This is a genomic window from Nocardioides sp. Root240 (genome assembly GCF_001428825.1).
GTDB lineage: Bacteria > Actinomycetota > Actinomycetes > Propionibacteriales > Nocardioidaceae > Nocardioides.
Genome location: NZ_LMIT01000001.1, coordinates 415782 through 431676, shown reverse-complemented (window position 1 = coordinate 431676; position 15895 = coordinate 415782). Strand labels below are relative to the sequence as shown.

General features: G+C 71.0%; 18 protein-coding genes. 9 read left to right on the top strand and 9 right to left on the bottom strand.

What is annotated here, in order from left to right; translation table 11 throughout:
- Nucleotides 1-40 precede the first annotated feature (40 nt).
- Complete coding sequence (locus ASE20_RS02030) at nucleotides 41-619, bottom strand: cob(I)yrinic acid a,c-diamide adenosyltransferase (RefSeq protein ID WP_056892842.1); 579 nt, start codon at nucleotides 617-619, stop codon at nucleotides 41-43.
- Nucleotides 620-742: 123 nt separating this feature from the next.
- On the opposite strand from ASE20_RS02030, the gene ASE20_RS02025 reads away from it, so the two are divergent.
- Together ASE20_RS02025 and ASE20_RS02020 are read left to right on the top strand one after the other, a co-directional pair.
- Nucleotides 743-1090, top strand: a complete 348-nt coding sequence (locus ASE20_RS02025; protein ID WP_056892841.1) for an STAS domain-containing protein — start codon at nucleotides 743-745, stop codon at nucleotides 1088-1090.
- A gap of 87 nt (nucleotides 1091-1177) precedes the next feature.
- Nucleotides 1178-3217, top strand: a complete 2040-nt coding sequence (locus ASE20_RS02020) for a protein meaA (RefSeq protein WP_082612066.1) — start codon at nucleotides 1178-1180, stop codon at nucleotides 3215-3217.
- A gap of 174 nt (nucleotides 3218-3391) precedes the next feature.
- Here the strand turns inward: ASE20_RS02020 and ASE20_RS02015 are convergent, their stop codons facing one another.
- Nucleotides 3392-3748: an ArsC/Spx/MgsR family protein gene (locus ASE20_RS02015; RefSeq protein ID WP_225869005.1), complete on the bottom strand. Its 357-nt coding sequence runs from the start codon at nucleotides 3746-3748 to the stop codon at nucleotides 3392-3394.
- Between the two features lie 92 nt (nucleotides 3749-3840).
- Between ASE20_RS02015 and ASE20_RS02010 the strand changes: the two genes are divergently transcribed.
- Both ASE20_RS02010 and ASE20_RS02005 read left to right on the top strand, forming a co-directional pair.
- Nucleotides 3841-4044 carry a hypothetical protein gene (locus ASE20_RS02010; protein ID WP_082612065.1) on the top strand — a complete coding sequence of 68 codons (204 nt, stop codon included), beginning with the start codon at nucleotides 3841-3843 and terminating at the stop codon, nucleotides 4042-4044.
- Nucleotides 4045-4067: 23 nt separating this feature from the next.
- Nucleotides 4068-4592: a ferritin gene (locus ASE20_RS02005; RefSeq protein ID WP_056892839.1), complete on the top strand. Its 525-nt coding sequence runs from the start codon at nucleotides 4068-4070 to the stop codon at nucleotides 4590-4592.
- A 19-nt stretch (nucleotides 4593-4611) separates the two neighbouring features.
- On the opposite strand, the gene ASE20_RS24165 is transcribed toward ASE20_RS02005, so the two are convergent.
- Nucleotides 4612-5187, bottom strand: coding sequence for a DUF952 domain-containing protein (locus ASE20_RS24165; RefSeq protein WP_082612064.1), 576 nt, complete (start codon nucleotides 5185-5187; stop codon nucleotides 4612-4614).
- A 50-nt stretch (nucleotides 5188-5237) separates the two neighbouring features.
- Here ASE20_RS24165 and ASE20_RS01995 point away from each other — a divergent pair, with 50 nt between their 5' ends.
- Nucleotides 5238-6488 carry an LCP family protein gene (locus ASE20_RS01995; protein ID WP_082612063.1) on the top strand — a complete coding sequence of 417 codons (1251 nt, stop codon included), beginning with the start codon at nucleotides 5238-5240 and terminating at the stop codon, nucleotides 6486-6488.
- Between the two features lie 24 nt (nucleotides 6489-6512).
- On the opposite strand, the gene nucS is transcribed toward ASE20_RS01995, so the two are convergent.
- Entirely contained in the window at nucleotides 6513-7211 is a 699-nt protein-coding gene (gene nucS / locus ASE20_RS01990) for an endonuclease NucS (RefSeq protein ID WP_082612062.1), read from the bottom strand.
- A 186-nt stretch (nucleotides 7212-7397) separates the two neighbouring features.
- Between nucS and ASE20_RS01985 the strand changes: the two genes are divergently transcribed.
- From ASE20_RS01985 to ASE20_RS01975, 3 genes are all read left to right on the top strand, one after another.
- Nucleotides 7398-7712: a DUF167 domain-containing protein gene (locus ASE20_RS01985; protein ID WP_200952679.1), complete on the top strand. Its 315-nt coding sequence runs from the start codon at nucleotides 7398-7400 to the stop codon at nucleotides 7710-7712.
- A 72-nt stretch (nucleotides 7713-7784) separates the two neighbouring features.
- Complete coding sequence (locus tag ASE20_RS01980) at nucleotides 7785-8954, top strand: 3-hydroxyacyl-CoA dehydrogenase NAD-binding domain-containing protein (protein WP_056892837.1); 1170 nt, start codon at nucleotides 7785-7787, stop codon at nucleotides 8952-8954.
- Nucleotides 8955-8966: 12 nt separating this feature from the next.
- Nucleotides 8967-9752 (top strand): alpha/beta fold hydrolase, encoded by a 786-nt coding sequence (locus ASE20_RS01975; RefSeq protein WP_056892836.1) that lies wholly within the window; start codon nucleotides 8967-8969, stop codon nucleotides 9750-9752.
- A 38-nt stretch (nucleotides 9753-9790) separates the two neighbouring features.
- Here the strand turns inward: ASE20_RS01975 and ASE20_RS01970 are convergent, their stop codons facing one another.
- Nucleotides 9791-10948 carry an endonuclease gene (locus ASE20_RS01970; RefSeq protein WP_200952678.1) on the bottom strand — a complete coding sequence of 386 codons (1158 nt, stop codon included), beginning with the start codon at nucleotides 10946-10948 and terminating at the stop codon, nucleotides 9791-9793.
- Nucleotides 10949-11013: 65 nt separating this feature from the next.
- The gene (locus ASE20_RS01965) at nucleotides 11014-11568 is read right to left on the bottom strand and encodes a CGNR zinc finger domain-containing protein (protein ID WP_056892835.1); all 555 of its coding nucleotides are present in this window, start codon (nucleotides 11566-11568) and stop codon (nucleotides 11014-11016) included.
- 39 nt (nucleotides 11569-11607) lie between these two features.
- Here ASE20_RS01965 and ASE20_RS01960 point away from each other — a divergent pair, with 39 nt between their 5' ends.
- Nucleotides 11608-12573, top strand: coding sequence for an EamA family transporter (locus tag ASE20_RS01960; RefSeq protein ID WP_056892834.1), 966 nt, complete (start codon nucleotides 11608-11610; stop codon nucleotides 12571-12573).
- 4 nt (nucleotides 12574-12577) lie between these two features.
- On the opposite strand, the gene ASE20_RS01955 is transcribed toward ASE20_RS01960, so the two are convergent.
- From ASE20_RS01955 to ASE20_RS01945, 3 genes are read right to left on the bottom strand one after another with little or no spacing between them, the layout of a single operon-like run.
- Entirely contained in the window at nucleotides 12578-13246 is a 669-nt protein-coding gene (locus ASE20_RS01955) for a DUF6629 family protein (protein WP_157538374.1), read from the bottom strand.
- 42 nt (nucleotides 13247-13288) lie between these two features.
- Nucleotides 13289-14473: an AI-2E family transporter gene (locus tag ASE20_RS01950; RefSeq protein ID WP_225869004.1), complete on the bottom strand. Its 1185-nt coding sequence runs from the start codon at nucleotides 14471-14473 to the stop codon at nucleotides 13289-13291.
- On the bottom strand, nucleotides 14470-15738 hold the full coding sequence (locus tag ASE20_RS01945; protein WP_056892832.1) for a hypothetical protein: 1269 nt from the start codon (nucleotides 15736-15738) through the stop codon (nucleotides 14470-14472). The genes ASE20_RS01950 and ASE20_RS01945 overlap by 4 nt, the downstream gene beginning before the upstream one ends.
- Nucleotides 15739-15895: the final 157 nt, after the last annotated feature.

The window sequence follows — 15895 nt, the reverse complement described above, 5'->3', positions numbered from 1 at the left end:
ACCGACGATCACCGCCTCGGCGAGGTCGCCCCCGCGGGCGTCACTTCCCTCGCTCGCCCCCGGGCACCCAGAGCACGTCGCCCTGCGCGCGGTTGGCGTACCGGGCGAGGATGAAGACCAGGTCCGAGAGCCGGTTGAGGTAGGTGATGGCCAGCTTGTTCATGGCCTCGCCGTGGACCTCGTACGCCGCCCACGCGCCCCGCTCCGCCCGGCGGATCACGGTGCGGGCGACGTGCAGCTGGGCCGCGGCCGGCGTACCGCCGTTGAGGATGAAGGAGCGCAGCTTCTCCAGGTCCTCGTTGTAGTGGTCGCACCAGCCCTCCAGGCGGTCGACGTAGTCCTGCTCGATGCGCAGCGGCGGGTACTCCGGGTCGGCCACGACCGGCGTGCACAGGTCGGCACCGACGTCGAACAGGTCGTTCTGGACGTGGGTGAGGACGGCGACCACGTCGTCCTCGAGCTCGCCGGTCGCGAGGGCCACCCCGAGGTGGGCGTTGGCCTCGTCGACGTCGGCGTACGCGAGCAGGCGCAGGTCGGTCTTCGTGGTCACGCTCATGTCGCCGAGGCGTGTCTCGCCGGCGTCGCCGGTGCGGGTGTAGATCCGGGTGAGGTTGACCATGGCTCGACCCTACTTCCGGGGCGCGCCGAAAATTTCCGGGGCTCGGTGCAACCGAACGGGGTACCTGAGCGTCATGGTGGGTAGAGGGTCCTGCGGGAGGGTCCGGAACTCGGGAGGGTGAGCATGAGCGCGACGATCAGCACCATCAGCACCGACCTGCGGGAGACCGGTGCCGTCCTCGTGCTGGGCGGCGACCTCGACGTGCGCAGCACCGCCGAGCTCCGCAACGCCCTTTACGAGCACCTCCGTGTCCACGGCTCCTACACCGACGGCCGGGTCCTCGTCGACATCAGCGAGGTCACCTCGGTCGACGCGACGGCGTTGAAGGTCGTCGCCGCCGCCAGCCGCCGCGCGCGTCGCCGCGGCGGATCCGTCGTCCTGCGAGGTGCCTGCCCCGCCGTACGACGCATGCTGCACCTGACCCACCTGATCCGGCTGGTCGAGCTCGAGCGGGAGCCGATCCCGGCCTGAGCTGTCAAGCGGCCGATGTGGCGTTGTGCACAACCACACATCGAACGGCGGTTACCAACCGGTATCGATCCGCCTACGCTTCGCTCTATGAGCACCACGTCTGACGCTGCCGCCACGCCGGAGAAGGCCTCGCACGCCAAGGATCGCCCCTGGGTGATGCGGACGTACGCCGGGCACTCGACCGCCGAGGCGTCGAACGCGCTCTACCGGACCAACCTCGCGAAGGGCCAGACCGGCCTGTCGGTGGCCTTCGACCTGCCGACGCAGACCGGCTACGACCCCGACAGCCCGCTCTCGCGCGGCGAGGTCGGCAAGGTCGGCGTACCGGTTCCGCACCTCGGCGAGATGCGGAAGCTGTTCAAGGACATCCCCCTCACCGAGATGAACACCTCGATGACGATCAACGCGACGGCCATGTGGCTGCTCGCGATGTACCAGGTCGCGGCGGAGGAGCAGAACCCCGACCTGTCGCCGTCGGAGGTCGCCCACAAGCTCGCGGGCACGACCCAGAACGACATCATCAAGGAGTACCTCTCGCGCGGGACCTACGTGTTCCCGCCGGAGCACTCCCTGCGGCTGATCGGCGACATGATCGCCTACACGGTCCACGAGATCCCGAAGTGGAACCCGATCAACATCTGCAGCTACCACCTGCAGGAGGCCGGCGCGACGCCCGTGCAGGAGATCGCCTACGCGATGTGCACCGCGATCGCCGTCCTCGACCAGGTCAAGAACTCCGGCCAGGTCTCCGACGACGACTTCGAGAAGGTCGTCGGCCGGATCTCCTTCTTCGTCAACGCCGGCGTGCGCTTCGTCGAGGAGATGTGCAAGATGCGCGCCTTCGTCGAGCTGTGGGACGAGATCACGCGGGAGCGCTACGGCGTCACCGACGAGAAGATGCGCCGCTTCCGCTACGGCGTCCAGGTCAACAGCCTGGGCCTGACCGAGGCGCAGCCCGAGAACAACGTCCAGCGGATCGTGCTCGAGATGCTCGCCGTGACGCTGTCCAAGAACGCCCGTGCCCGCGCCGTGCAGCTGCCCGCGTGGAACGAGGCGCTCGGCCTCCCGCGTCCGTGGGACCAGCAGTGGTCGCTGCGCCTGCAGCAGGTCCTGGCCTTCGAGTCCGACCTGCTGGAGTACGAGGACATCTTCGACGGCTCGCCGGTCGTCAAGGCCAAGGTCGACGAGCTGGTCGCCGGTGCGAAGGCCGAGATCGACCGCGTCCAGGCGATGGGCGGGGCGATCGCTGCCGTCGACTCGGGCTACATGAAGCAGGAGCTGGTCTCCTCGCACGCCCGCCGTCGCGCGGCGATCGAGGCGGGCGACGAGATCATCGTCGGCGTCAACAAGTTCGACACCACCGAGCCGAGCCCGCTGACCGCGGACCTCGACGGCGCGATCATGGTCGCCGACCCCGAGGCCGAGAAGGCCGCGCTCGCCTCCGTCGAGGCGTGGAAGGCCCAGCGCGACCAGGCCGAGGTCGACGCCGCGCTGGCGCGCCTCGCCGAGGACGCCAAGACCGGCACCAACCTCGTCGCCGCCACCCTGGCCGCCGCCCGTGCGGGCGCGACCACGGGGGAGTGGGCCGGCGTGCTGCGCGAGGTGTTCGGCGAGTTCCGCGCTCCCACCGGTGTCGCCGGTGCGGTCGGCGTGGCCGAGGCCGGCGCCGAGCTGACCGCGGTCCGCGAGGCCGTGCGTACGACGGGCGAGGAGCTCGGCGGCCGGCTGCGCCTGCTGGTCGGCAAGCCCGGCCTCGACGGCCACTCGAACGGCGCCGAGCAGGTCGCCGTCCGGGCTCGCGACGCCGGCTTCGAGGTCATCTACCAGGGCATCCGCCTCACCCCTGAGCAGATCGTCGCGGCCGCCGTGGCCGAGGACGTCCACTGCGTCGGCCTCTCGATCCTGTCCGGCTCGCACATGGAGCTGGTCCCGGCCGTCCTCGACGGGCTCAAGGCCGCCGGCATGGGCGACGTCCCGGTGATCGTCGGCGGGATCATCCCCGACTCCGACGGCAAGGCGCTGATGGACCTCGGTGTCGCCGCGGTCTACACGCCGAAGGACTTCGGCTTGACGGAGATCATGGGCGGCATCGTCCAGGTCATCCGCAAGGCCAACGGGCTGGGTTAGTCGGCGCTCGCTTCGCTCGCNTTCCTCCCCCGCTCGCTCGTTCCTCGCTCGCTCCTCCGTCCAGAAACGGCGGGCGGCGCGACGGGAATCAGCCTCACCCGATTCGTTCGCGCACCGGGCGGGGGCTGGATCACGCGGCAGAAGGGCGCCCGACATGCCAGCGCAGCGAGGAAGTCAGACACCCATCACGCGGGCGACCGACCCCGGGTCGCGGCCGACGACCGTCGTGCCGTCGGTCGCGGTGATGATCGGCCGCTGGATGAGGCGCGGGTGGTCGGCGAGCAGCTGCACCCAGGCGGACCTCTGGTCCGCCGCCTTGGCGGGCAGCGTGATGCCCAGCTTGCCGGCGTCCGCCGTACGGGCGATGTCCCACGGCTCCAGCGCGAGCCGGCCCAGGACGTCCTCGAGCTCGGCGACGGTCGGCGGGTCGTCGAGGTAGCGGCGGACCGTGTACTCGACACCGGCGGCCCGGAGGTCGCTCTCGGCGGTGCGGCACTTGGAGCAGGCGGGATTCAGCCAGATCTCGATCACGCCCGGACTCTAGGGGACCTGCGATCCGGGTCACGTGTGAGCCCGGTCACGTCAGTTAGGTCTGCCTACCCTCAATCGCTTACGCTCGTCCCGTGGGCAAGGACAAGAAGAAGTCGCAGGGGAAGCAGAAGCTCCCCAAGACGAAGTGCTGCGTCTCGAAGTCGAAGTGCGGCCGCTGCCCCCTGCGCATGCTCAAGGAGGGCACGCTGCCCGACGGCTTCACCGTCAAGCGCCGCGTGCTCGTGACCACGAGCGGCAAGAAGGTCACCAAGAAGGCGCTGCAGAAGGCCGCCTGATCCCACGACGATAGGGTGCCCGCATGGCCGCTCCTCGCTTCACCGACCAGCTCACGATCCAGATCGGCAACGAGTTCGCCGCGCACAACCAGTACCTCGCGTGCGCCGTCCACTACGACGCCCTGACGATGCCGCAGATGGCCGGCTTCTTCTACGCGCAGGCGCTCGAGGAGCGCGAGCACGCCATGATGATGGTGCAGTACCTCCTCGACACCGACGCCCCGGTCGTGATCCCCGGCGTCGAGGCCCCGATCTCCGAGTTCGCCGACATCACCGCCCCGATCGCGCTCGCGCTCGAGCAGGAGAAGCGGGTCACCGAGCAGATCTACGGCCTGCTGCGGATCGCCCGTGAGGAGAACGACTTCGCCTCCGAGCAGTTCATGCAGTGGTTCATCAAGGAGCAGGTCGAGGAGGTCGCCACGATGAACGACCTGCTCGCCGTCGTCACCCGCAGCAAGGACGACATCAACGCGATCGAGGACTGGATCGTGCGCGAGCAGGGCGGTGGCGCCACCGACCCGACCGCGCCGACCGCCGCCGGCGCCTGAGCCTCCTGGAGGACCGCGGCTACGCCGTCCCCGCGTGGCGGCGGCGGTAGAGCACCACGGCTGTCGCGCTCCCGAGGACCAGTCCGACCAGGCCGCCCACGAGCGGTGCGACGTCGTCGTCGACCTGCAGCCCGATCGCCATGCCGAGCGTGCAGGCGACCAGCGCGATGCTGAGCATGGCGAGGTTGAAGTACATCTCGCGCAGGTAGGCCCGGGAGAAGCTCTCCGTGGGCCTGGTCGGCGCCGCCGGTGCGGGTGCTGCCGGCTGACCCGCGCCGGGGACGGGCATGGCCTTCACGACCGCAGCCACGGGGAGCCGGCCGTAGATGTGCGGGAAGGTCTCCGTCACGCCCGGAGCGGGCGGCTCCTCCACCACCGGTACGTCGAGCAGGTCGGTGTCGATGTGCAGCAGCACGAGCGGCTCGGTCACCCCGCCGTAGAAGCGGTCCCGCACCCCGGTCCACTGGTCGGCGCGGCTGGCGTGGATGAAGCCCTCCTCGGCGAGGGAGCGGCCGAGCGTCGAGGTGGTGTACGCGCCGGACTCCTGCGCAGCGGCCCACTCCGAGGCGAGGGCGAGGTGGAAGATCGTGGCCATGGGGCGATCCTGCCAGCACCTGCTTGGCGCAGTGCCTACGGTGGAGGGCGATGACTGACGACGACGCAACCCCGTCCGGGCGGCGAGCGCGCCGCGTGGCCAGCTCTCGCCGCCCCCGTCCGAGTGCCCGTCGGCGTGGGCGACGCAAGGCCGCGCGTCCCGGGCGGACCGTGGTCGCCGTCATCGTCAGCAGCCTGCTCGGCTTGGCGTTGGTGACCGGCGTGGGCGTCGTACTGCTCTACCAGCACTGGAACGGCAGCCTCACCGTCGACAACGTCGACGACCAGCTCTCGAACCGGCCGGACAAGGTCGCCGACGGGCCGCTGAACGTCCTCGTGATGGGCGATGACACCCGCGACGGCAAGGGGAACCGCGTCGACGGCGAGGGCGGCGGCGGGTCCGACACCACGATCATGTTCCACCTCTCCGCGAACCGGAGGTTCGCCTACGGGATCTCCGTCCCGCGCGACACGATCGTCGACCGCCCCGAGTGCAGGACCGAGGACGGCCAGGCGATCGCGGCGAAGGCCGACGCCATGTGGAACGAGGCCTACAAGGTGGGCGGCCCGGCCTGCACGATCCAGCAGTTCGAGCAGCTCACCGACATCCGGATCGACCATTACGTCGTCGTCGACTTCAGCGGCTTCAAGGGCATGGTCAACGCGCTCGGCGGCGTCGAGGTGTGCATCCCTGAGGACATCGTCGACGAGGACTCCGGCATCACCCTGAAGGCAGGGACGCGGGTGGTCCGCGGCCAGGAGGCGCTGGACTACGTCCGGGTCCGCAAGGGCGTCGTCGGTGGCACCGGCTCCGACCCCGAGCGGATCAAGCGGCAGCAGGCCTTCATGGCGTCGATCATCAGCACGGCGATGCGCGCCGACACCCTCGCCCAGCCCAACCGGCTCGCCGGGTTCATCAACGCCACCGTCGAGTCCCTCACCACCGACTTCGAGAACCTTGCCCAGATGGTCGACCTCGCCAGCTCCCTCAACGGCATCGGCCTCGACAACATCGACTTCGTCACCACCCCCTGGGGTCCCGCCGACATCGACCCGGTCAACAGGATCCAGTGGACCTCCGACGTCACGAAGCTCTGGCGCCTGGCCCGCAACGACCGGCCTCTCACGGCCGACTTCCTGGACGACTCGATCAGCGTGGAGGAGGACCCGGACGGGTCTGCTTCGACCTCGTCGTCCGCCGGTACGCCGAGCGGGTCCGCCTCGGCCGGGGCCAGCGACCCGTCGAGCGCGGCCACCGAGGAGCCGGTGGACGACGAGCCGGCCGGGCCGGGGCTGTGCTAGCGCGGCGCCATCGCGCCAGCGACGTCAGAAGAGCCGGTCCTCGACGTTGTCCAGGCCCCGCAGTGCGTCGTAGTCCACGACCGCACACGTGATCCCGCGGTCCTCGGCGAGCACCCGCGCCTGAGGCTTGATCTCCTGCGCGGCGAAGATGCCGCGGACGGCACCCTTCCCGGTGAGCAGCGGGTCGCGGTTGAGGAGCTCGAGGTAGCGGGTGAGCTGCTCGACCCCGTCGATCTCTCCGCGCCGCTTGATCTCGACCGCGACGCTGAGGCCGGACTCGTCGCGGCACATCAGGTCGACCGGGCCGATGGCGGTGGGGAACTCCCGGCGCACGAGCGAGAGCCCGGTGGCCAGGGTGGAGGGGTGCTCCGCGAGGAGCTCCTGGAGGTGCTTTTCGACGCCGTCCTTCTGCAGGCCCGGGTCGATCCCGAGGTCGTGCTCGCTGTCGTGGAGGATCTCCTCGACCAGGATGCGGAGCGTGTCCGGCGTCGCGCCCTTGGCAGCCTTGGCGGTGACGGTCCACTCGACCTGGCCGTCGTCGGTGGTGCCCTCGCGGACCGTGCACGGCGGGGACATCCAGTTCAGCGGCTTGTAGGAGCCACCGTCGGAGTGCACCAGCACCGAGCCGTCCGCCTTGATCATGAGCACCCGCGTCGCCATCGGGAGGTGGGCGGTCAGTCGGCCTGCATAGTCCACCTGGCAACGTGCCACGACGAGTCTCACGAGCGACGAATCTACAGTCCGCCTCCAGCCGCCACTGAGCGGCGTCGCGAGCGGCGCCAGGTGGGGGTGATGGCAAGGCGTCCGGCGCGACGCCAGACTGGGCGTGTGTCGAGCGTCGGCAACGCAGCCAGCGCGCCCGCGTGGGGCCGCTCGGTGGTCGCGCAGTGGTGGATGGAGGCGTAGCCCGTGGAGATCGATGCGGACCTTCCCTGGTGGCGCCCCGAGGAGGGAAGTACGACGGCGTGGCTGCTCCGCGTGCGGGTGCAGCCGGGCGCGTCGCGGACCGGGGAGGCGGGGCCGACGGGCCCGGAGGGGGCCGAGCTGAAGGTCCGGCTGGCGTCGCCGCCGGTGGACGGGCGCGCGAACGAGGAGCTGGTCCGGTGGCTGGCGAAGGAGCTCGGCGTACCGCGCTCGGCCGTCACCCTGCTGCGCGGCCAGGCCTCGCGGTCCAAGCAGCTGCGGATCGACACGGTGAACCGCCGTGCCCGGGGCGGGATGTGACGTCGGTCTCGATGTGTCCACATTGTTACCGACGGGTAGTCACCGGGCCCTGAGGCTGCCAGAATCCGGCGCATGACTTCGAGCGAGCAGATCTTCAACACGCTGGTGCTCCCGTACCTGAACCACGCGGTGCGCACCTACGAGTCGGGCTACGCCTCGGTGGCCGACATCGACGCCGCGATGCGCTTCGGCTGCGGCTACCCCAAGGGCCCGCTGACCGTCGTCGACGAGATCGGTGCCGCCCAGGTGCGTGACCTCCTCGCCGCCCGGTACGCCGAGACCGGCGACCACCTGCACCAGCCCGCCGACCTGCTGGAGAAGCTCGTCGCCGACGGCCGCACCTTCGCCGACGAGGCCGCCGCCGCGGGGGAGGCCGCCGCGCCGACGTTCAAGCACGAGATCAACAAGGTCGGCGTCGTCGGCACCGGCACCATGGCTTCCGGCATCGTCCAGGTCTTCGCCCAGGCCGGCTACGACGTCGTCTACGTCGGCCGCAGCCAGGACAAGCTCGACGGCGTCCTCGGCTACATCACCAAGAACCTCGACCGCGCCATCGCCAAGGGCAAGGGCACTGAGGGCGACAAGGACGCGCTCCTGGGCCGCCTGACCGGCTCGACCGAGCGCGAGGCGCTGGGCGGCGTCGACATCGTCGTCGAGGCCATCGCCGAGGACCTCGAGATCAAGCTGGAACTGTTCCGCGACCTCTACAAGATCGCGAAGCCCGGCGCGATCCTCGCGACCACCACCTCGTCGCTCCCCATCACCCAGCTCGGCGAGGTCACCGGCCGTCCGCAGGACGTCATCGGCATGCACTTCTTCAACCCCGCCCCGGTCATGAAGCTCGTCGAGATCATCACCACCCCGGCCACCTCCGCCGACGTCGACGAGACCACCCGCGCGCTGACCGCCAACGTCGGCAAGATCGGCGTCTCGGCCGGCGACCGCTCGGGCTTCATCGTCAACCTGCTGCTGTTCCCGTACCTCAACGACGCCATCAAGCTGGCCGAGGGCGGCGAGGAGCTCGCGACCATCGACGCCGCGATCAAGGAGACCGCCGGCTTCCCGATGGGTCCCTTCGAGCTGCTCGACGTGGTCGGCAACGACGTGTCGCTGGCCATCCAGAAGGAGCTGTACGGCGAGTTCGGCGAGGCCGGCTTCGCCCCGGCCGCGACCCTGGTCGCCAAGGTCGACGCGGGCGAGCTCGGCCGCAAGACCGGCAAGGGCTTCCACGACTACGCCTGACACAATGGCGGCGTGACGCTTCACCACACGGCTCTCGGTTCCACCGGGAGCCGTGTGGTCTTTCTGCACGGCCTGTTCGGGCAGGGCAAGAACTGGACCGGCATCGCCAAGCAGCTGGCCGAGAAGCACCGGGTGCTGCTGCTCGACCTGCCGCACCACGGCCGCTCCGACTGGCTCGAGCACTTCGACTTCGCCGAGTCCGCGGCGCTCGTCGCCGGTGCCGTCCCGGCGGATGAGCCGTTCACGCTGGTCGGGCACTCGCTGGGCGGCAAGGTCGCCATGGTGCTCGCGTTGTTGCACCCCGAGCGCGTCGAGCGGCTCTGCGTCGCCGACATCTCCCCGGTCCGCTACGACGAGAGCCGCGAGTTCCCCGGCTACTTCGCGGCGATGCGCGGCATGGACCTCAGCCAGGTCGTGCACCGCTCGGACGCCGACCGCCTGCTCGAGCCGGCCGTGCCCGACACGACCGTGCGCTCGTTCCTCCTGCAGAACCTGCGCCGCGACCCGGACGCCCCGTCCGGCTGGAGCTGGCAGGCGAACCTCGACGTGCTCGCCCGCGACCTGGGGGTCATCAGCGGCTGGCCCGAGGAGGAGCTGGCCCACGCGGCGCCGTACGACGGGCCGGTGCTGTGGCTCGCCGGTGCCCGGTCGAGCTACGTCCAGCCTGCCTACGACGCCGCGATGGACCGCTGGTTCCCGCGCAACCGCAAGGTGACCCTCAAGGACACCGGGCACTGGCTGCACTCCGAGCGCCCGGAGCTCTTCCTCCAGATCCTCCAGCAGTTCCTGGGCGACTGAGTTTCGAGGCTCGCTGCGCTCGCACCTCAACCAACGAGTCACCAAATGGCCTCGGCGTACTCCGGGTGGTCGACGAACGGGTTCCGGTTGCCCTGGTAGCTGTTGTAGATGAGGTTGTTGCGCGTCCGCTCGGCCGTGGACACCGGGTCGGCGGCGCTCCACGCGAGCAGGACCGAGATCTTGCCGAGGTAGGGCGTCGAGCCGTTGGTGGTGTTGTTGAGCTCGAGGTCGGCGAAGCCGTCGCCGCCCTCGTAGCGGACCGCCATGTACATCAGGCCGCGGGCCAGGTCGCCCTTGACCGAGTCGCGCGGCTCGAAGGAGTCAGCGTCGGTGAAGCAGTCGGTGCAGTTCGTGACCGCGGAGCCGCCGTTGTCGAAGTCCTTGTTGCCGCGGGTGGAGTTGATCGTCACGTCCTCGGGCCGCAGGTGGTGCAGGTCGGTGCCCGGACCGGCGGTGGTGCCGAAGTCGCCGTGGCTCTGCGGCCAGGTGTGCTCGCGGTTCCACTGGCCGACACTGCCGCCGTTCGACGACTTCGCGATGGAGCGACCGGAGTAGAACTCGATCACGTTGTTGGCGTTGGCCGGGTCGGCGTCGGTGACCTTGAGTGCCTCCCAGACCTGCGTGTAGCTCAGCGTCTGGTTGCCGTCGATGATGCCGTGCAGCGCGGTCGCCAGCGCGGCGCCGGTCCTGCCCGTGGCTGCGTCGTAGTAGCCGGGAGGGATCGACGGATCGGTGCCGCCGCCTCCGCCGCCGCTGGTGCCGGCGAGGGCGAAGGAGGTGCCGTCCTTGAGCCCGGGGTGGGAGAAGTACGCCGACAGGGTGCCGGTCACGTCGACCTGCTTGCCCATCAGGGACGGGTTGGTCCGGAGCCCGAAGGTCGAGCGGAAGGCGGTCGGGACCTGTACGTAGACCATCTGGCTGGTCGCGGTCGTGCCGGGGGAGTCGGCCAGGGCGAGGGCGTAGTCGTTGGGGAAGCCGCTCGTGACGACGGTCGAGGTCGCTGTCGGCTGGCCGACGACGTACCCGCGCACGGTGGCGACGGACGAGTCCTGGGTCGCGATCGCCTGGGCCACGGTCAGCGGTGTGGCCGCCGAGGCAGGCGCCGGACGCAGTGGCGCCACGAGGAGGAAGGACGTGAACAGGGTGAGGGCGAGGACGGCCAGCGGAGGTCGTCGCATCCCGAGCATGCGAGTCATGGGCCGAATCCTGCCCCGGCACCGTCGGGCTCGGCCAGACCTTCGCGCCAGATGTCACACGGACGTCACCCTGCGGATTCCTCGGCCTCCTCCGCCTGCCGGGCACGGTACGCCGCGACCGCGTTGCGGTTGCCACAGGTCACCGAGCAGAAGCGCTTCGAGCGGTTGCGGGACAGGTCGAGCACGACGCCCTCGCAGGTCTCGTCGGCGCAGATCGCGAGCCGCGACATCTCGTCGGCGCGGATCACGTCGATCATCGCCATCGCGGTCTCGACCACGATCCGCTCGGCCAGGGGGCGGTCCGGCGCGATGGCGTGCAGGTGCCAGTCCAGGCCGTCGTGGCGCTGGAGCTGGGGGAGTGCCTGCGCGGTCCGCAGCATCTCGTTGACGATCCGCACGGCCTCGTCGCGGTGGGCCGTGAGCACTGCCCGCAGCTGGGGTACGACGGCGTGTACCTCGTCGACCTCGGCCTGGTCGCCGTCGTGGCGGCCGGTGTAGCCGAAGTCCGCGAAGAAGTCGTCGAGCTCCTCGGGCGTCCTCAGCCCGACCGGCTCCAGTTCGGAGTTGACGAGGGTGACGGCAGCTTGGAGGGACGCGGCGGTGTCATGGGTGAAAACCACTTTGACAGGTTACAGCAGCCCGGCGTACCGTCATGAGTCATGACGACCTTGACTCGTGACAAGCCCGTGGCGGCCGGCCGGGACGCCGGAACCGGCCTGCTGCTCGCGATCGTCTCGGCCGCCACCTTCGGCATGTCCGGAGCGCTGGCACGGCCGCTGCTGGACGCCGGCTGGAGCGCCGGCGGGGTCGTCCTGCTCCGGATCGCCGTCGGCGCGCTCGCGGTCCTGCCCTTCGGCCTCGCCGCGATGCGCGGTCGCTGGCCCCTGCTCGGACGCGCGCTGCCCACGGTCGTCCTCTACGGCATCCTCGCGGTCGCGGGCGCCCAGTTCTGCTACTTCTCGGCCGTGCAGACCATGGAGGTCGGCCCGGCGCTGCTCATCGAGTACACCGCGCCGGCTGCCGTCGTGGTCTGGATGTGGGTCGCCCACGGCCAGCGGCCCGGCCGGCTCACGGTCGTGGGCGCCGTCGTGGCGGCGCTCGGGCTGCTGCTGGTGCTCGACCTCTTCTCGGGGGCCGACTTCGACGTCCGGGGCGCTGCCTGGGCGCTCGGCGCCATGGTCGGCGCGGCGGCCTACTTCGTCATCTCGGCCGACGACCGCAGCGGCCTGCCGCCGATGGCGTTGGCGACCGGCGGCCTCGTCGTCGGAGGCCTGTTCCTCGGGCTGATCGGCCTCCTCGGCCTGATGCCGGTGCGGACCGCGTCCACCGGAGTCGAGTACGCCGGCCTCGAGGTCGCGCCGTGGGTCGCGATCCTCGCCCTCGGCCTGGTCACGGCCGCGCTCGCCTACGGCACCGGCATCGCCGCCAGCCGACGGCTGGGCTCGCGGCTCGCGTCCTTCGTGGCGCTCAGCGAGGTCGTCCTCGCCGTGCTGTGGGCATGGCTCCTGCTGGGCCAGCTGCCGGGTCCGGTGCAGTTCGCCGGAGGCGCGCTGATCCTCCTCGGCGTCGTCGGGGTGAAGCTGGGGGAGCGCAGCGTCACCCGCGAGGAGCCGGTGCTCGTCTGAGACCTCATGTGTGCCCGTCGGGTGCGACGAGGGACGCGACAGCCGGGACGTGGGTGCGGCGCAGGGCCAGGTTGATCAGCAGGCTGGTCGACGCAGCCCACACGCACCACAGCGAGATCACGGCGTTCTGCTGGATCCACGCGAGCAGCGCGACGACCGCGAGGTTGCCGACGCCGAACCAGCGCAGCTCCGCGCTGCGGGCCAGGAGGCTCGGTCCGCAGGTCGCCAGGACGTAGGCCGCGAGCACGACGCCCGACCACGCGACGCCGGGGTGGTAGGCGATGTGGTGGCCGTCGATGCGACGGCCCACCGGCTCGAGGCCGATCGCGAACAGTCCGGCCGCCGCCGCGGCCAGGCCGCACGCGAGGAAGAACCGGTCGAGGCCCGCGCGTCCCGACGTGCCGAGCCGGAGGAAGGCCCACGGGACCAGCGCGGGTACGACGACGAGAGCGATCGCGACGTAGGCCCAGGAGGCGAGGTCGCCCACCGCGGGGGAGAGGTGTCCCTCGAGGCTCCACCACACCGGCGTCTCGACCAGCAGGTGGGTGCCGAGCACGAGTGGCACGGCGGCGATCGCCAGCTGCTCGCGGGCGCGCGCCTGACGCAGGGTGTCGATGCCGATCCCGGTGACCAGCAGGCCGGCGGCCAGGTCCATCTCTGCCGAGAAGCACATGCGGTTCCCTTGTCGCTTTGCAGGAGCAGGGACGCCGTCGGGCTAGCGCGTGTCCTGCCGCTTCACGACGACCTCACGGATGACCAGCAGCACCGCGGCGGCCGCCGGGATGGCCAGCAGTGCACCGACCACGCCGAGCAGGGCGGTGCCGACCAGGGCGGCGATCACGATGACCGCACCGGGCAGGTCGACGGACTTGCTCATCACCCGCGGGTAGATGAGGTAGTTCTCGACCTGCTGGTAGACGACGTAGAAGATCACGCAGATGACCCCCGTCTTGACGTCGGTGGCGAACGCGATCGCGCAGACGATCACCGCGCCGAGCGTGGCGCCGATCATCGGGATCACGTCGAGCACGGCGACCACGAAGGCCAGCGCGACGGCGTACTTCCCGATCGGCGTGAACGACAGGAAGACCAGCGACGAGATGCCCGCCGCCATGGCGACCAGGAAGGCGCCCGAGACGTAGCCGCCGATGTTGGCGATCACCTTGTCGCCGAGCCGGGCGACCCGGTCGCGGCGCGAGGCCGGGGCCAGGTTGTAGATCGCGCCGGTCGTGGTCTTGAGCGAGGCGAGGAAGTAGAGCGTCAGGACGACGATCACGAACAGGTTGAACAGCGCCGAGACGAGCTTGAGGCCGAAGCCCAGCGCGCCGCCGAAGAGCGCCGACACGAAGCTCTCGTCGGTGATCTTCGCCTTCAGCTTGTCGATGATGTCGTACTCGTCGTTGAGGTCCTGGATCCGCTTGTTCTTCTGCAGCTCGTCCAGCCAGCCGGGGGCGCTCTTGGTGATCGCCTGCACCTGGTCGGTGATGACCGGGACGATCGCGACCAGGAACAGCGCGACGGTGCCGAGCGCGAGCACGATCACGAGCGTCACCGCGAACGAGCGCCGCAGGCCGCGGCGCTCGAGGAACTCGACCGACGGGTTCAGGCCGGCGGCGAGGAAGAACGAGACGACGACCAGCAGCAGCACCGAGCCGATGCCGGCGACGGCCTTGAACAGCCAGAACGCCGACAGGGCGCCGAGCGCGCCGACGAAGCCGTAGTAGAAGGGCGAGCGCCGGTCGAACGGCTGGCCCATCTCGCCGTACGGCGACTCGGCGGGAGCGGCCGCCGCGGCCGGGTCGATGCCGGCGTGCTCGTCGACGCCGTCGTGCAGCTCCTCGGGCGTCGCGTCCGGGGCCGCGGCGGCCCGGGACGCGACGGTTCCGTCAGGTGCGCTCAACTCTCGTCCTCGCCGAAGCCGGCGACGAGGTCGGCGAGCGAGGAGAGCTGGGCGGTGATGGCGGCGCGGCGCTTGGTGAGCCGGTCGAGCTCGGCCCGGCGCGAGCTGATCTCGCGCTGCAGCTCGGAGTCGCCGGCCGCGGCCAGGGCCTCGGCCTGGACCCGCGCGGACGCGATGATCTGCTCGGCCTCGCGACGGGCTCGACCGAGCAGGGCCTCGGACTCGGACTGGGCGGCGGCACGGTTCTGCGTCGCCTGCTTGCTGGCCTCGGCGGCCCGCTCCTCGGCGGCGTTCGCGCGCTGCTCGGACTCCTCGACGAGGCGACGGGTCTCGGCGACGGCGCTGGCGTGGTGGTCGGTGGCCTCGCGGGCGAGGCGCTCCTTCTCCACGGCGAGGGCCCGACGGGCCTCCTGGACCTCGCGGTCGACGGCGGTGCGCGCCTGCTCGATCTCGCGCTGGGCCTGGCTGCGCTGCTCGGAGACCTCCTGCTGGGCGGCGAGCCGCAGCTGGTCGGCCTCGCGGCGGGCCGAGGCGCGCAGGTCCTCGGCCTCGCTCCTGGCGAGGGCGCGCTCCTGCTCGGCGTCGGTCAGCAGGCGAGTCCGGTTCTCCTCCAGCTCGCGGAGCTGGACGGCACGCATGTCGTCGGCCTCGCGCGCGGCCTCGGCGCGGATCGCCTTGGCGTCGCGGGTGGCCTGGTCGCGGATCTCGGCGGCGTCGGCCTCGGCGGTCGTGCGGATCTCGCCCGCCTCCTCCTCGGCCAGCCGGAGCATCGCGCTCGCGCGACCGCCCAGCCCGGCGTACGACGGGTTGTCGGACTCCGACAGCTCCGCGCGGACCTTGGCGAGCTCCTTCTCGAGCTCGATGACGCGCTGCTCGGACTCGTTGAGGCTGGCGCCCAGCGTCGCCTTCTCGCCGGAGAGCTGGCGGATCTGGGCGTCGACGGCGTCGCGGTCGTAGCCGCCCTTGCGGACGATCGGCAGCCCGCCGGACGGGGCGCTGAAGCCCACTGGACGCGCGGTCGCGGACGACGCACCCGCGGGACGCGGAGACGTTGCCGGTGCCGGGGACGCCGCACGGGGCGCGGCCGCGGGGGGCTGCGCGGCGGGCCGGGGGGTGGCCTGCGCGCGGACGGTCGGCGTCTCGGCGGTCTTCACCGCCGGGATGACCTGCGTCGGCTCCTCGTCGGTGGACTTGGTCGTCACGGGGGCGGACTCCTCGTTGGGGGTGGGCTCGTCGTCGAAGATGGACAGACCCTGGTCGCTCATGGGGATGAGCCTCCCTGGCTCGGTGCGTGCATGGGGGATGGGGGAATCGCCTCCATGATCCCCGATGGACCTGAGCTTTCACAGTCCGCCCCGCCGTGGCGGACGGACCCGCGCCGTGCGCCGGCGAAAAGACGGACGGGCCGGCGCGTGTGCGCCG

Excerpts from the sequence above, each read along its gene's own strand:
- ASE20_RS02030 (WP_056892842.1), bottom strand. The coding sequence starts at position 619 with ATGGTCAACCTCACCCGGATCTACACCCGCACCGGCGACGCCGGCGAG.
- ASE20_RS02025 (WP_056892841.1), top strand. The coding sequence starts at position 743 with ATGAGCGCGACGATCAGCACCATCAGCACCGACCTGCGGGAGACCGGT.
- ASE20_RS02020 (WP_082612066.1), top strand. The coding sequence starts at position 1,178 with ATGAGCACCACGTCTGACGCTGCCGCCACGCCGGAGAAGGCCTCGCAC.
- ASE20_RS02005 (WP_056892839.1), top strand. The coding sequence starts at position 4,068 with ATGGCCGCTCCTCGCTTCACCGACCAGCTCACGATCCAGATCGGCAAC.
- ASE20_RS24165 (WP_082612064.1), bottom strand. The coding sequence starts at position 5,187 with ATGGCCACGATCTTCCACCTCGCCCTCGCCTCGGAGTGGGCCGCTGCG.
- ASE20_RS01995 (WP_082612063.1), top strand. The coding sequence starts at position 5,238 with ATGACTGACGACGACGCAACCCCGTCCGGGCGGCGAGCGCGCCGCGTG.
- ASE20_RS01980 (WP_056892837.1), top strand. The coding sequence starts at position 7,785 with ATGACTTCGAGCGAGCAGATCTTCAACACGCTGGTGCTCCCGTACCTG.
- ASE20_RS01970 (WP_200952678.1), bottom strand. The coding sequence starts at position 10,948 with ATGACTCGCATGCTCGGGATGCGACGACCTCCGCTGGCCGTCCTCGCC.
- ASE20_RS01960 (WP_056892834.1), top strand. The coding sequence starts at position 11,608 with ATGACGACCTTGACTCGTGACAAGCCCGTGGCGGCCGGCCGGGACGCC.
- ASE20_RS01955 (WP_157538374.1), bottom strand. The coding sequence starts at position 13,246 with ATGTGCTTCTCGGCAGAGATGGACCTGGCCGCCGGCCTGCTGGTCACC.
- ASE20_RS01945 (WP_056892832.1), bottom strand. The coding sequence starts at position 15,738 with ATGAGCGACCAGGGTCTGTCCATCTTCGACGACGAGCCCACCCCCAAC.